Source organism: Corynebacterium lemuris (assembly GCF_024919295.1).
Taxonomy (GTDB): Bacteria; Actinomycetota; Actinomycetes; order Mycobacteriales; family Mycobacteriaceae; genus Corynebacterium; species Corynebacterium lemuris.
Genome location: NZ_JANWTC010000001.1, coordinates 610,436 through 623,904 on the forward strand (window position 1 = coordinate 610,436; position 13,469 = coordinate 623,904).

Sequence of the window (13,469 nt, forward strand, 5' to 3'; positions counted from 1 at the left end):
GCGGGGAGGGAACCTAGTTGGAGGCGTTCTCGATGGCGGCCCGCATGTCGGTGGTGGCGTCGTCGACGGACTTGCCGGCCGTCAGCGCCGCGTAGGCGTTGTCCTGGATGGCCTTGGAGATGGCCGGGTAGAACGGGGAGACCGGACGCGGTGCTGCGTTGTCCAGGGACTCCTTCAGCGCCGGCAGGTACGGGAACTGCTCGATCAGGGCGTCATCCTCGTAGATGGAGGCCAGGACCGGCGGGAAGGACGCTTCCGCGAAGGAGGTCTGGTTCTCCTCGTTGATGACGAACTCGATGAAGTCACGGGCGGTGGCCTTGTTCTCCGAGTTGATGTTGATGCCGTTGTTGTAGCCACCCAGGGTGGAGACACCGACACCGTCCTGGCCGACCAGCGGCTGGACCTCGAAGTTGCCGGCCACGGCGGAGGTCTCACCCTCGGCGTTGGTGAACATGTAGGGCCAGTTGATGGCGTAGGCGGTCTCGCCCTCAACGAAGGCGAGGTTGGTCTCCTCCTCCGTCGCGGAGGTGGAGCCCGACGCGATGGTGCCGTTCTCGTAGGCGTCGACAAGCGCCTGCAGGCCGGCACGGGAGTCGTTGGAGTCGACGGTGACATTGCCGTCGGAGTCCAGGACACCACCGCCCCAGCCCTCCATGAAGCCGACGGTGTTGACGGTCAGGCCCTCGTACTGCTTGAGCTGCAGGGTCAGGCAGTCGACGTCGGCTGCCTCGGCGTCAGCACAGGAGGCCTCCAGCTCGGCCCAGTTCTCCGGGGCCTCCGGGATGATCTCCGTGTTGCGGTAGAGCAGCTGACCGTTGGTGTTCTGCGGCAGGGCGTAGAGGGTGTCGTTGTAGGTCGCGGACTCGACGGTCGCGTCCAGCAGGCCGGAGGTGTCCACCTCGAGGTCGCCCTCCAGCGGGGTGATCCACTGGTTGGCGGCGAAGTCTGCGGTCCAGATGACATCGAGAGCCATGACGTCGTAATCGGAGTTGCCGGCCTGCAGCGACTGGACCAGGGTCTCGCGCTGGGCGTCGGCCTCACCGGCCAGCTCGCGGAGGGTGACCTCCTCATCCGGGTTCTCGGCGTTCCACTTCTCGATGACCGGGATGATCTTGTCGGTGTCGTTCTTGCCCATGGCGAACGTGATCGGACCGCGACCGTCGGCCCCGGAGGCCTCCGCGGTGGTCGTGGTGGTTGCCGTGGTGTCGGCGTCATCATCGGTCGTGGTGCAGCCCGCCAGGACGACGGAGCTGATGATGGCAACTGCGGCCAGGGAGCGTGCCGGCTTGCGCTTGAAGAAGGAGGCGTTCACAGATAGGTCACCTTTCATAACGTTTGGTAACTTTAAATCTAGTGACGCACCTAATACCGGATGTGGGCTTTATTTCAGATCACCCCTTGGCGGGGGTGATCATTCGATACGGATGCCCGACCGCAGATCGAAATGGTGCGCCTGGGCCGGGTCGAAAGCGAAACGCACCTGCTCACCCGGTCGGGGCACATCCTTATGGCCCAGGCGGGCCACCAGACGCACCCCCTCCGAGATGGCGTAGACGTAGGACTCCGAACCCAGCTCCTCCACCAGGTCGACGGTGCCCTCCTTCGGGACCCAGCCTGCGGGCACCTCATCACCGGCGGTGAGCACCCGCATCGCTTCCGGACGCACACCCAGCGTCACGCCTTCGCCGGGGAAGAGATTCATCGACGGCGAACCGATGAAACCCGCCACGAACTCATTGACGGGGCGGTCGTAGAGCTCCCGCGGCGGGGCGACCTGCTGCAGGATCCCCTCCTTGAGCACCGCCACCCGGTCACCCATCGTCATCGCCTCCACCTGGTCGTGGGTGACATAGACGGTGGTGGTGCCGAGGCGGCGCTGCAGGGCGGCCAGCTCCGAACGGGTCTGCACACGCAGCTTCGCATCCAGGTTCGACAGCGGCTCATCCATGAGGAAGACCTTCGGGTCCCGCACGATCGCCCGACCCATGGCCACGCGCTGACGCTGACCACCCGACAGATCCTTCGGCTTGCGGTCCAGAAACTCCTCCAGACCGAGCATCTCCGCAGCCGAGCGCACCCGCTCCTCGATCTGCTTCGCCGGCATCTTCGCCAGCTTCAGTGCGAAGCCCATGTTCTTTGCGACGGACAGGTGCGGGTACAGCGCGTAGTTCTGGAAGACCATCGCAATGTCCCGGCCGCCCGGTTCCACACCGGTCACGTCCCGGCCGTCAATGAGCAGCTGCCCTGAATCCACCGGTTCCAGACCCGCCAGCGCGCGCAGCGTCGTCGACTTGCCGCAGCCCGAGGGGCCGACCAGCACCAGGAATTCCCCGTCCGCGATCTGCAGATCCAGATCCTTCACCGTCGGACGTTCCGCACCGGGATAGCGGATGGAGACCTTGTCGAATGTGACCGTTGCCATGGGGGAAACCGTAGCACCAGACAGGGGCGGAAAGAGGGTGACCGGTTACAACCTGACGGTCGCCTTCTCTGCGGTGGCGATGGCGTCGAGGCGGTCGGCGTCGATAAGCCCACCGGAGACGACAACCGCGGAGCCGCCTGCGGAGAGCGGTTCCAGGACGGACTTCACCAGGCCCTCCGCGGTGGTCCAGCCGGTGGACAGCACGCGCTCAGCGGGGGCGGAAGTGACGACGACATCCATGAGGGCGGGGGCGGGACCGAAGAACTGGTCGCCGTAGAAGCGGACGGTGGGGCCGAAGTCGATGGCGCCCACCGGTAGCGTGCCGCCGGTTTCGACGACGCCGCGACCGAAGGGGTCCTCGGTGACCAGGACGACGTCGGCACCCGTGTCCGCCCATTCCTCGTAGGAGGAGGGGGAGGTGAACACGACGTCGGCGTCGCCGGAGGAACCGAGCTCCCAGTCGACCTCCGCGGCCAGTGCACCGAGCACGATGGCCACCGACTGCCAGCCCACGGGGAGGTCGAGAAGAATGGTGGAGGAGGAGTCGAGGTCGAGTTCCTCCAGCAGCATGTTGCCGACCTTCGCGGCCCAGTTGTCCAGCGTCTGTGCGGAGAAGTCGAGCCGTGCGCCGGTCGACTCGTTGTAGACGGTCAGGCGCGGGGCAGCGGGATCCGCATTCAGCAGATGTACAAGAAGCTCCATGCCTGCCCATCGTAGGCAGAACTGTATAGGTGTGCCGTCGGTGCTTCTCGACGCCCGCCTCTCCCCACCTTCCATCTAGCCTGGATCCCAGACCCCGCCATCCGGAAGGAACGCAGAGAATGACCAGGGACCTCGCTTCGATCGCCGCCGAACTCGACAACGCCCGCGCCACTGCCACGTCCGTCGCCCAGCTGGCCACGGACCTCACGCTGGACAATGCCTATGCCATTCAGGCCCGCAACCTGCGCTCCCGCGTTGCGGCGGGGGAGCGCTACATCGGACCGAAGCTCGGTTTCACCTCGAAGTCCAAGATGGAGCAGATGGGTGTTTCCGACGTCATCGTCGGTTTCCTCACCGCGGAGATGGAACACCGTGCTGACCAGCCCCTGGAGCTGGAGGGCCTGATCCATCCGCGTATCGAGCCCGAGCTCGTCTTCCGTCTCGGCCAGACCGTGGAGGTGCGTGCCGACGACACTTCCGAGTCCCTCTCCCGGCGCATCCGCGAGAGCGTCGACGCTGTCGCCGTGGGCATGGAGGTCATCGACTCCCGCTACCGCGACTTCAAATTCAGCCTCAGCGACGTCGTCGCCGACAACACTTCCGCCGCGCAGTTCATCGTGGGGCAGTGGCAGGACTTCCCCCGTGAGCTGCGCGGCCTGCCCGTCGAATTCCTCATCAACGGAGAAACCGTCGAAAGCTCCACCACCGACGCCATCCTCGGTGACCCTTTCGTCGCCTTCGATCAGCTGGCGACCATGACGTTGCGCTACGGCTTCGAGCTGCCTGCCGGTGCCCCCATTCTGGCCGGCGCCATGACGGCCGCGCACTGGCTCGAGTCCGGCCAGCGTGTCAAGGTCCGCGTCGAAAGATTCCCCGCGCTCAGCGTGGCCGTGGCATAGCGCTCGATAGGGGGTAGACAGCCCATTTCGTGGCCACAAGGTCGTGTTCCTGGCGAGGATGGAGGAAACACCTGTCGAGAAAGGACCTACCATGCAGCCGACCTCCGACCACCCCTACGCAATGGCCAAACGCGCCGGGGATTTCATCTTCGTCTCCGGGGCACTGTCCGTGGATGAGAACTACCAGCCGGTGTCCGGACGGAAGGAGGCCCTGGCTGCGGCGCTGGAGCGGATGACGGAACGGCTCGCTTCCGCGGGTGGAACTATGGATCAGCTGGTGAAGTTGACCTACTTCGTCACGGACATCACGCTGCGTGAAGAGGCGAACGGACAGTTTGTTGAACACTTCGCTGAGGCTCGCCCGGCGCGGACATTCCTGGAAGCGTCGAATCTTCCGTACGGGGCGACGGTGGAGATTGATGCGATTGCTTATGTGGGGGAGTGAGTCCGGGCGGTACTGAAACCTGCGGAGCCTCGGAACCACTCACCCATAGTTCAGGTTCAGCACCCCGACACCCGTCAGCACCGCTACAGGTGCGAGCACCAGCCCGCCGACAACAAACATCCCCCAGCCCACCTGCACCCCTTGCTGCCTGGCCTGATGAGCCCACAGCAGGGTGGCCAGGGAGGCCCAGGGGGTGATGATCGGCCCGGCGTTTACTCCGATAAGCAGCGCCATGAAGCTCTCGGGCGAGCTCGCTGCGGGCTCAAGTGCAAGGTAGGCGGGGATGTTGTTGATCAAGTTGGACAGCACCACGCCCGCGAAGGCGAGGGCGAACATCCCTGAGTCTGACAGCGCTGACAGCACCGGATCCAGCAGACTCAGACTGTGGATGATCGCCGCACCCGTCGTCAGGGAAAAGGCGAACAGCAGGGTCGCCCACGGGATCATGTGGTGCACCGGGGTGGGCAGCGACCAGTGGCGCAGCAGTCCCAGGGCGATGAGCGCGGCGACGGTGGTGGGGATCCAGACGTCGACAGGCATGAGCAGGGCGATCAGCAGCACGCCGATCAGGCCGGTGAAGACCTTCGTCTCCCGGTCGAGGCCAGGAGTCCCGCCACTGATGACACCAGCCTGCCCGTCAGGGGTCACATGAAGAAACCGGGCCACCACCAGCGGCGCAATCCCCGCCACCACCACCAGCACCAGCGCAGGCAGCCAGCTCACTGCCACATAATCAGCGATACCGTCAAATGCGTCGGTCTGCACCGCCAGCAGGTTGGTCAGGTTGGAGATCGGCAGGAGCAGGGAACCGAGGTTCGCCATCCAGATCACCGCGAAGGCGGCGGCCAAGGGGTGGATGCCGACGCCGCGGGCCAGCGTGATCACCAGCGGGGTGACCAGGATGGCGGTGGTGTCCAGGGAGAAGAAGACGGTGATCACCAGGCTCACACCCAGGATCAGTGCCCAGGCACGCGCCGACGATCCACGTCCCGGGGTTGCCCCGCCCAGGCCGAGCACCGCCTGCACCTTCCCGATCACCGCCCCGAAGGTGTTGACGGCCCCGGCGGCCGCGACGACCACGGACATGGCGGCGACAAAACCGAGGACGGGCAGGATGCGGGAGAGGAGGGTGGGGACGGACGGGGCGTCGATAAGCAGGAGGGTGATCAGCCCCAGCGCTGAGACCAGCGCCAGCACCGGGGTGCGCATGGGCCTAGTTCACGCAGCGGGGGCCGTCGCCGCCGGCGTCGATCTCAGGGGCGACCTCGGCGGCTCCGAAATCGCTGCCCGGGGTGCCCACGGTGTCCCCGGCGGAGGGGGCAGTGGGGGAGGGCAGTGCGGCGGCGTCACCGAGGGGGCCGTTCCAGTCGTCATGGGCGACCACGACGAAGGTCTCGGGGCCCAGGCTGGCACTGGCGGAGACCGGCAGGCCGCCGAGAGCCTCGGCGAGCGCGAGGGCACGCGGGTCGGAGGGGTCAGCGACCACGACCTGGCTCTGTCCGTAGATGCCAGGCAGGGCGTTGGTCACCTCGGAGACCTCATAACCCTCCTCGGTGAGCCAGCCGCCCACATTGCCGGCCAGTCCGGCGGTGGCCCCGGCGTTGAGGACGTGGATGTCCACACCCGGCAGCGGGGCGGCAGGGGCCTCCTCCGGAGCACCGGTGTCTTCGGCGGGGGCTTCGTCCTCACCGAGCAGCTCGTCCATCCAGGCATGGACGGTGGGGATATCGACGGTGACGATGGATTCGCCGTAGTCACCGGTGCCGTCGATGGAGGTCACCGGGATGGTGTTGAACACGACGTTGCCGCCGGCGAGGTTGGCCAGCTGGGTGGCAAACGACATGATGTCCCACTGGTCGTCGATGACCACGGAACGCTCCACGGCGGTGCCCATGTCGGTCAGCTTCGCCGGACTGGTCAATGTGCCCGCGGCCAGCACCTTGTTCACCAGAGATGCCATGAAGGCCTGCTGGCGGACGATGCGGTCGAGGTCACCGCGCGGCAGGCCGTGGCGCTGGCGCACGAAGGCCAGGGCCTGGGCACCGTCGAGGGTCTGCACGCCAGCGTGGAAGTCAGCGCCGGAGAGGTGGTCACTGACGTCGTTGTTCAGGCAGACATCCACGCCACCGACGGCATCGGTGAGCAGGACGAAGCCGAACAGGCCGACCTCGGCATAGTGGTCGACCTCCACACCCGTCAGTTCGGTGACCGCGCCGATCAGGCCCTGGCGGCCGGCGTCGGTGGCCTGGGATTCGATGCGGTTCTCATCGGTCCGCCCGCGGGCCTGCAACTCCTCGCGCTTGGCCACCTTGTGGTTGGCGAAGACACCGTTGATCTTCATGTTGCCGAAGTCCTCATCGTGGACATAGGTGTCACGCGGAATGGACACGGCGGTGGCGGAGGAACCGTCGTTGGGCACGCGGATGACCATGATGGTGTCGGTGTTCTCCTCACCGTCATCCACGCCGGCGCGCAGGCGCCGTAGCTCCTCCTCGGAGAGGGGGTTGCCCTGGGCGTCGGTACGCGAATCGGAACCGACGAGCAGGATGTCGGTCGCCCCGTCCGGGGCACGGCCCTTCATACCCTGGCCGCCGCCGAGGGAGAGGTTGCCGGCGGAGGCCAGATCGTTGCCGAGGCGCCCCACGGAGAAGTACCCCAGCGCAGAGACCAGCAGGACCATCACGGACAGTGCCGCGATGATCACCTTCACCGGGGTCGGACCAGCCTGCCGGACGGAGGGTCCGGCGGGCGGGGCTGCCTGGATATCGCGCACGCGACGGTACTTGTCACTCACGGGCGTCAAGTCTAGGGCATCGGAGTGGCGTACCGGGCCTCAGACGAGGGGCGGCACTATGCTGTGCACATTGTGACCTACTCCCAGAAGCCGCCGGTCGCCGTCATCACGGTGACCTATTCTCCGGGCCGCCATCTGACGGCCTTCCTCGACAGCCTGACAGAGGCCACTGCCCAGGGCACCCACGTGATCCTCGCCGACAACGGCTCCGTGGACGGCTCCCCCGAGGAGGCCGCACGCACCCGACGGAAGGTGGAGTTCCTGCCCACCGGCGGCAACCTCGGCTACGGCACGGGCATGAACGTCGGTGCCCGCCACCTGCAGCCGCTTCGCGACGCCGGGGAGGTCGACCCTGAGTTCCTCGTCCTGAGCAACCCCGACGTCGTCTTCAGCGAGGGTGCGATCGATGAACTCATCGCCTGTGCCCGCCGCCGGCCGGAGGCCGGTGCCGTCGGACCGCAGATCGTGGAACCGGACGGCAGCATCTATCCCTCCGCCCGTGCGCTGCCCGGCATGCGCAACGGCATCGGCCATGCCCTGCTCGGCCAGATCTGGCCGAAGAACCCGTGGACGCGCGCCTACCGCGATGACGCGGACATGGAGACCGAACGCACCGCCGGCTGGCTCTCAGGCTCCTGCCTGCTGGTGCGCTGGGACGCCTTCGACGCCGTCGGGGGTTTCGACGAGCGCTACTTCATGTACATGGAGGACGTTGACCTGGGCGACCGCCTGGCCCGCGCCGGTTATGAGAACATCTACTGTCCGGCCGCGACCATCACCCACGCGAAGGGGCACGTCGCAGGCAAGCACGCCGACACCATGCTGCCGGCCCACCACGAATCGGCCTACCGCTTCCAGGCGGACAGGTTGCCGCACTGGTGGCAGGCACCGGCGCGGCTGTTGATCCGTATCGGGTTGAAGACCCGCAGCGCCCTCGCCGTCGCCCGCACCCGATCCAGCAACCGAAAGGACTCCTGACCGTGACCGACCCTGAGTTCAAGGCCGATCCGTCGCGTACCGACGCCGTCATTCTCGTGGGAGGCCGCGGCACCCGCCTGCGCCCCCTGACGGTGAACACCCCGAAGCCAATGCTGCCCACGGCAGGCTATCCCTTCCTCCAGCACCTGCTGGCCCGTATCAGGGCCGCCGGGATCACCCACGTGGTGCTGGGGACCTCCTACAGGGCTGAGGTCTTCGAGGAATACTTCGGTGACGGATCGGAGATGGGCTTGGAGATCGAGTACGTCGTGGAGGAGGAGGCCCTGGGCACCGGTGGCGGCATCCGCAACGTCTACGACCGCCTGCGCCATGACACGGTGATGGTCTTCAATGGTGATGTTCTCGGCGGCACCGACCTGCGTGCCATCCTGGACACACACGCCTCCCGCCAGGCTGACCTGACCATGCATCTGGTGCGTGTCGCAGATCCGCGGGCCTTCGGCTGCGTGCCCACCGACGAAGAGGGGCGCGTGCTGGAGTTTCTGGAGAAGACCGAGGACCCGCCGACCGACCAGATCAACGCCGGTTGTTATGTCTTCCGGCGCGAACTCATCGAGGAGATCCCCGCGGGCCGGGTCGTCTCCGTCGAGCGTGAGACTTTCCCGGCGCTGCTGGAGCAGGATCGGCGCGTCTACGGACATGTGGACAACGCCTACTGGCGGGACATGGGCCGCCCCGACGACTTCGTCCGGGGCTCCTCGGATCTCGTGCGCGGTATCGCGCACTCGCCGCTGCTTGAGGGGCGTACCGGGGAGGCGCTCATCGACGCCACCGCAGGTATCGCCGCAGGTTCCATCCTGGTCGGCGGTACCTGGGTGGGGCGTGGCTCGGAGATCGGGGCCGGTTGCCGCCTGGATGATTCCGTGGTCTTCGACGGCGTGACCATCGAGCCGGGTGCGGTCATCCGTGACTCCATCATCGCTGCAGGTGCGCGTATCGGCGCGAACGCCCGAATCACCAACTGCGTCATTGGTGAGGGAGCCCAGATCGGGGCCCGATGTGAGCTCGTGGGTGGGATGCGGGTGTGGCCGGGGGTGGTCATCCCGGACAACGGGGTGCGTTTTTCCTCGGATGCGTGACGACACGCCGGGAAACCTGGGAATTGTTGCCAGAAATTTGACTACCCCCCATATGTAGTGCCCCCGACAATTACCCCCGCGCCTTTTTGGTTGTGACTGCTGTGACTGGTGGGATTGGTGACCTGCGATTATGTCGGGCAACCAAAAATTCCCGTTAGTATCGGTTGACGACATTTAGTGATCAGGTGTCTAATCGCATCAGTGTTAAAGGTAACCGAACGGAGAAGGGGGACAGCATGGACAACATGGCTGACGGCACCGTTCTCCGTGGAGGAATGAGCAGCATCACCGGAGCAGCAGTGGAAATGAGCCTGGACGAGCTTTTCGGCGCCGTGGAGCAGGAATGGCAGGACCAGGCCCTCTGCGCGCAGACCGATCCGGAGGCTTTTTTCCCTGAGAAGGGCGGCTCCACCCGGGAGGCCAAACGCATCTGCATGGCCTGCGCGGTCCGCGACGAGTGCCTTGAGTACGCACTCGAGCATGATGAACGTTTCGGTATCTGGGGCGGACTCTCCGACCGGGAGCGCCGCCGCCTGAAGAAGCAGATCGGTTAGGAAGCCCCCACCTGCGGCCCTGTATCCACAGGGCCTTTTTCTGATTCAGTCTCCCCCTTGGATCACCACTGGAAGCCGGGGTCGATGTCCCGCGGGTCCAGGTTGAGGAACTGGGACACCAGGACGGTCAGGATCGTCGCCAGCAGCTCCTCGCGCTCCTGCGGGTGGGCGGCGCGCTGCTCGATGGGCATCCGGAAGACCACGATCCGGGCCCGGGTGGGCCTGCCCTGCGGGTCCACGCCCGCCGGAATGATCCGGCCCAGGGGTACAGGGCCGTCGGCCACGATCTCGTCGGGCATCACGGTCATGTCGGCCCGCAGCTGCATCCGGGGCACGGTGTCCACCGCGATGTCCAGGCCGGCCAACTGCTCCGGGAAGGAGTGCTGGATGGGGGCGTAGGCCTCGAGGACCGCCACGTCGAAGGACTCCGCCCGAGTGCGGTAGCGGGGGGCGGCCGTGGGCAGGAGCGGGCCGCGCAGCCCCCTGCCGTGCCGGTCACGGTGGGTCCTGGTGTGCATGTCAACAGATCATAGGGGGTGGCTGCCGGAAACAGCGCGCGGCGCGCGGTGTTACCGGAATCTCAAGGGAGGGTTTAGACTCGGGTCCTGTGAGCCAGTTTCGACGTTGTTCCCGCCCGGGCTGCGGCAAACCTGCCGTGGCCACCATGACGTACGCCTACGCCGAGTCCACCGCAGTGGTGGGTCCGCTGGCGCCCGCCGCCGAGCCCCACAGCTGGGATCTGTGCGACCACCACGCGGAGAAGATCACCGCGCCGCTCGGTTGGGAGATGCTTCGTGTCAACCACATCGACATCGATGACGATGAGGACCTCACGGCCCTCGCCGAAGCTGTCCGCGAGGCCGGCCGCGTCACCAGCGGACTCGTCGAATCAGAGGGGCCCGACCTCGATCCGGTGGACCCGGCCGACCCGGAGACCTCCATCCACCCGGTCCATCAGTCCAAGCGGGTCAACGAGGAGCGGCAGCGCCGCCGTTCGCATCTTCGCCTGGTTGAGGGCGACGGCGGGGACGCTGAGGAGTAGTCCGACTGCCCCGCAGGGAATTCCCAGCCCTGCAGGGTATTATTTCCTGCTTAGTGTCGGGCCCGCCCCCCGGGCCCCGAAGTAGAAAGTGACCCTGGCACCCATGTCATCCCTGCTCACCCGCGAAGACGTCTGCTCCGTGATCAAGGCCTACGACGTCCGCGGGATCGTCGGCGAACAGATCACCCCCGAGTTCATCCGGGAGACCGGCGCCGCCTTCGCCCATCTGCTGCGTGGCGAGGGGGAAGGCACCGTCGCCGTCGGCCATGACATGCGTCCCTCCTCCCCGGAACTGGCCGCCGCCTTCGCCGAGGGCGTGACCTCGCAGGGGTTGGACGTGGTCATGCTGGGCCTGACCTCCACCGACGAGCTCTACTTCGCCGCCGGCACCCTCGGCTGCGCCGGGGCGATGTTCACCGCCTCGCACAACCCCGCCCAGTACAACGGCATCAAGCTGTGCCGTTCGGGTGCCCGCCCGGTCAGCCAGGACACGGGCCTGGACCAGATCACCGACATGCTCGTCGACGGTGTCCCGGCCCACGGTGGCCCGGCGGGCTCCGCCACCGAACGGGATGTGCTGGCCGACTACGGTGCCTACCTGCGGGGACTGGTGGACCTGGCTGACATCCGCCCGCTGGTCGTCGCCGTCGACGCAGCCAACGGCATGGGCGGGCACACCGTGCCGGAGGTGTTCAAGGGCCTGCCGCTGGACATCCGCCCGCTCTACTTCGAGCTGGACGGCACCTTCCCCAACCACGAGGCCAACCCGTTGGATCCCAGGAACCTCGTCGACCTGCAGAGGTTCACCGTGGAGCAGGGGGCGGACATCGGCCTCGCCTTCGACGGCGACGCCGACCGCTGTTTTGTCATCGATGAAAAGGGCGAGCCGGTGAGCCCCTCGGCGATCTGCGCGATCATCGCGAAGCGCTACCTCGCGGAGCACGCGGGGGCGACCATCATCCACAATCTCATCACCTCGAAGTCGGTGCCGGAGATCATCGCCGAGGAGGGCGGCATCGCCGTGCGCACGCGCGTGGGCCACTCCTTCATCAAGTCCACCATGGCCGAGACCGGCGCCGTCTTCGGCGGCGAGCACTCCGCCCACTACTACTTCACCGAATTCTTCAACGCCGACTCCGGCATCCTCGCCGCCATGCACGTCCTGGCTGCCCTCGGTGCCCAGGACCGCCCGCTGAGTGAGATGATGGCCGAATACAACCGTTACGAGGCCTCCGGGGAGATCAACTCCACCGTCGCGGACCAGGCGGCCAGCACCCGGGCCGTGCTCGACGCCTTCGCGGACCGCATCGTCTCTGTGGATCACCTCGACGGGGTCACCGTCGAACTCAAGGGCACCAGGGCGTGGTTCAACGTGCGTGCCTCCAACACCGAACCACTGCTGCGTCTCAACGTGGAGGCCCCCACCCGCGGTGAGGTCGACGAACTCGTCGCCGAGATCCTCGCCGTCATCCGCGCCTGAGACACGCACAGCCTGTTGACAGACAGGTGAGGATATCCTGGACCGCATGGATAACAGCTCCCTTGAGGCCTACATGGACGGCTCCACCTACAACCGGGAGACGGTGAAGTTCTACGACGTCGCCCACGAGGGCGCGCAGATCCGCGCCGTGGCCGGCGCGATCCCGGCGCTGCAGGGGATCCACGGACTGGCACCACGCAGCGTGGTGGTCATCGCCTCCGACCATGTGGCGGACGCCTCCGCCCGCTTCGTCTCCCGCATGCGTTCCCCCCTGCGCGTGCCGTTGGTGATCACCGACGGCCTGCCCAGCTACGTCGGTGCCCTCGACATGGTGGTGATCCTCGGTGACCGCGCGGATGCCCCGGACATCTCCCAGGCGATGATCAACGCCGACCGCCGGGGTGCAACCACCATCCTCGTCGGCCCGCCCCGCGGTCCGATCCTGGAGGACGCGCCCGATGACACTGTCGTCATCCCGGCACTGCCCACCGTCTACGGGGCCTCCCCGGCGCGTTCCATCACAGCCCTGAGCACCGCGCTGGACCTGCTGGAGGAGAACCCCGACCTCGTCGCCCAGCGGCTGGCGGATACTGCCACCTGTGTCGATGACGAGCTCGAACAACTCTCGCCCGAGCGCGACGCGGTGGTCAACCCCGGTCGGCAGCTGCGTGAATACGCCGACCTGGCGCGCGTGGTGCACACCGGCCAGGGCCGTCCCGGCTTCGCCATCGCTGAACTCATGGCCGTGATCTGGTCGCTCAAGGGCATCCCCTCCGGTGCGGCCGCCCTGGAGGAGATCGAACTGCCCCCGCCGGCGCCCGCGCACGACCTCTTCCATGATCCGCTGCTGGATGGTCCGACTGATTTGCTAGCCTTGAAGGCTGTTGTCTGGGCCGAGGACCCGGAGGTGGCCGCCACGCTGCCCAACGCCCTCGCCGCCAACTGCGACACCCCGGGCACGGGTCCGTTGGCCGCCGCACTGAAACTGATCACCAGGGGCCTTGCGGCAACCGCCTATGACCTGCCCGAAGCACCATCGGAGGACTAAACTAG

The 13,469-nt window shown here is 66.7% G+C and carries 14 protein-coding genes; 8 read left to right on the forward strand and 6 right to left on the reverse strand.

What is annotated here, in order from left to right; all coding sequences use genetic code 11:
- Window positions 1–13: 13 nt before the first annotated feature.
- The 3 genes from NYP18_RS03080 to NYP18_RS03090 all read right to left on the reverse strand — a co-directional run bounded on the left by NYP18_RS03080 (window position 14) and on the right by NYP18_RS03090 (window position 3,124).
- Window positions 14–1,330: an ABC transporter substrate-binding protein gene (locus tag NYP18_RS03080; protein ID WP_439648041.1), complete on the reverse strand. Its 1,317-nt coding sequence runs from the start codon at window positions 1,328–1,330 to the stop codon at window positions 14–16.
- 81 nt (window positions 1,331–1,411) lie between these two features.
- Entirely contained in the window at window positions 1,412–2,422 is a 1,011-nt protein-coding gene (locus tag NYP18_RS03085; RefSeq protein ID WP_259426690.1) for an ABC transporter ATP-binding protein, read from the reverse strand.
- Between the two features lie 45 nt (window positions 2,423–2,467).
- Window positions 2,468–3,124, reverse strand: a complete 657-nt coding sequence (locus NYP18_RS03090) for a TIGR03089 family protein (protein ID WP_259426691.1) — start codon at window positions 3,122–3,124, stop codon at window positions 2,468–2,470.
- A gap of 119 nt (window positions 3,125–3,243) precedes the next feature.
- On the opposite strand from NYP18_RS03090, the gene NYP18_RS03095 reads away from it, so the two are divergent.
- Complete coding sequence (locus NYP18_RS03095) at window positions 3,244–4,023, forward strand: 2-keto-4-pentenoate hydratase (protein WP_259426692.1); 780 nt, start codon at window positions 3,244–3,246, stop codon at window positions 4,021–4,023.
- A gap of 91 nt (window positions 4,024–4,114) precedes the next feature.
- Entirely contained in the window at window positions 4,115–4,468 is a 354-nt protein-coding gene (locus NYP18_RS03100) for a RidA family protein (protein WP_259426693.1), read from the forward strand.
- Between the two features lie 39 nt (window positions 4,469–4,507).
- Here the strand turns inward: NYP18_RS03100 and NYP18_RS03105 are convergent, their stop codons facing one another.
- Window positions 4,508–5,677 carry an ArsB/NhaD family transporter gene (locus NYP18_RS03105; protein ID WP_259426694.1) on the reverse strand — a complete coding sequence of 390 codons (1,170 nt, stop codon included), beginning with the start codon at window positions 5,675–5,677 and terminating at the stop codon, window positions 4,508–4,510.
- Window positions 5,678–5,681: 4 nt separating this feature from the next.
- Entirely contained in the window at window positions 5,682–7,262 is a 1,581-nt protein-coding gene (locus NYP18_RS03110) for an LCP family protein (protein ID WP_259426695.1), read from the reverse strand.
- 69 nt (window positions 7,263–7,331) lie between these two features.
- Here NYP18_RS03110 and NYP18_RS03115 point away from each other — a divergent pair, with 69 nt between their 5' ends.
- The 3 genes from NYP18_RS03115 to NYP18_RS03125 all read left to right on the forward strand — a co-directional run bounded on the left by NYP18_RS03115 (window position 7,332) and on the right by NYP18_RS03125 (window position 9,894).
- Window positions 7,332–8,240 carry a glycosyltransferase family 2 protein gene (locus NYP18_RS03115; protein ID WP_259426769.1) on the forward strand — a complete coding sequence of 303 codons (909 nt, stop codon included), beginning with the start codon at window positions 7,332–7,334 and terminating at the stop codon, window positions 8,238–8,240.
- A 2-nt stretch (window positions 8,241–8,242) separates the two neighbouring features.
- On the forward strand, window positions 8,243–9,340 hold the full coding sequence (gene manB, locus NYP18_RS03120) for a mannose-1-phosphate guanylyltransferase (RefSeq protein WP_259426696.1): 1,098 nt from the start codon (window positions 8,243–8,245) through the stop codon (window positions 9,338–9,340).
- Between the two features lie 305 nt (window positions 9,341–9,645).
- Entirely contained in the window at window positions 9,646–9,894 is a 249-nt protein-coding gene (locus NYP18_RS03125; protein WP_206436405.1) for a WhiB family transcriptional regulator, read from the forward strand.
- 62 nt (window positions 9,895–9,956) lie between these two features.
- Here the strand turns inward: NYP18_RS03125 and NYP18_RS03130 are convergent, their stop codons facing one another.
- Window positions 9,957–10,412, reverse strand: coding sequence for a metallopeptidase family protein (locus tag NYP18_RS03130; RefSeq protein ID WP_259426697.1), 456 nt, complete (start codon window positions 10,410–10,412; stop codon window positions 9,957–9,959).
- Window positions 10,413–10,501: 89 nt separating this feature from the next.
- On the opposite strand from NYP18_RS03130, the gene NYP18_RS03135 reads away from it, so the two are divergent.
- The 3 genes from NYP18_RS03135 (at window position 10,502) to NYP18_RS03145 (ending at window position 13,464) form a co-directional block, all read left to right on the forward strand.
- The gene (locus NYP18_RS03135; RefSeq protein ID WP_259426698.1) at window positions 10,502–10,936 is read left to right on the forward strand and encodes a DUF3499 domain-containing protein; all 435 of its coding nucleotides are present in this window, start codon (window positions 10,502–10,504) and stop codon (window positions 10,934–10,936) included.
- 112 nt (window positions 10,937–11,048) lie between these two features.
- Window positions 11,049–12,416, forward strand: coding sequence for a phosphomannomutase/phosphoglucomutase (locus NYP18_RS03140; protein ID WP_259426770.1), 1,368 nt, complete (start codon window positions 11,049–11,051; stop codon window positions 12,414–12,416).
- A gap of 46 nt (window positions 12,417–12,462) precedes the next feature.
- Window positions 12,463–13,464, forward strand: a complete 1,002-nt coding sequence (locus NYP18_RS03145) for a hypothetical protein (protein WP_259426699.1) — start codon at window positions 12,463–12,465, stop codon at window positions 13,462–13,464.
- Window positions 13,465–13,469 lie beyond the last annotated feature (5 nt).

Bases quoted from the DNA above. Each gene is read 5' to 3' on its own strand.
- NYP18_RS03080 (WP_439648041.1), bottom strand. From the start codon at position 1,330: ATGAAAGGTGACCTATCTGTGAACGCCTCCTTCTTCAAGCGCAAGCCG.
- NYP18_RS03085 (WP_259426690.1), bottom strand. From the start codon at position 2,422: ATGGCAACGGTCACATTCGACAAGGTCTCCATCCGCTATCCCGGTGCG.
- NYP18_RS03090 (WP_259426691.1), bottom strand. From the start codon at position 3,124: ATGGAGCTTCTTGTACATCTGCTGAATGCGGATCCCGCTGCCCCGCGC.
- NYP18_RS03095 (WP_259426692.1), top strand. From the start codon at position 3,244: ATGACCAGGGACCTCGCTTCGATCGCCGCCGAACTCGACAACGCCCGC.
- NYP18_RS03100 (WP_259426693.1), top strand. From the start codon at position 4,115: ATGCAGCCGACCTCCGACCACCCCTACGCAATGGCCAAACGCGCCGGG.
- NYP18_RS03105 (WP_259426694.1), bottom strand. From the start codon at position 5,677: ATGCGCACCCCGGTGCTGGCGCTGGTCTCAGCGCTGGGGCTGATCACC.
- NYP18_RS03125 (WP_206436405.1), top strand. From the start codon at position 9,646: ATGAGCCTGGACGAGCTTTTCGGCGCCGTGGAGCAGGAATGGCAGGAC.
- NYP18_RS03130 (WP_259426697.1), bottom strand. From the start codon at position 10,412: ATGCACACCAGGACCCACCGTGACCGGCACGGCAGGGGGCTGCGCGGC.
- NYP18_RS03145 (WP_259426699.1), top strand. From the start codon at position 12,463: ATGGATAACAGCTCCCTTGAGGCCTACATGGACGGCTCCACCTACAAC.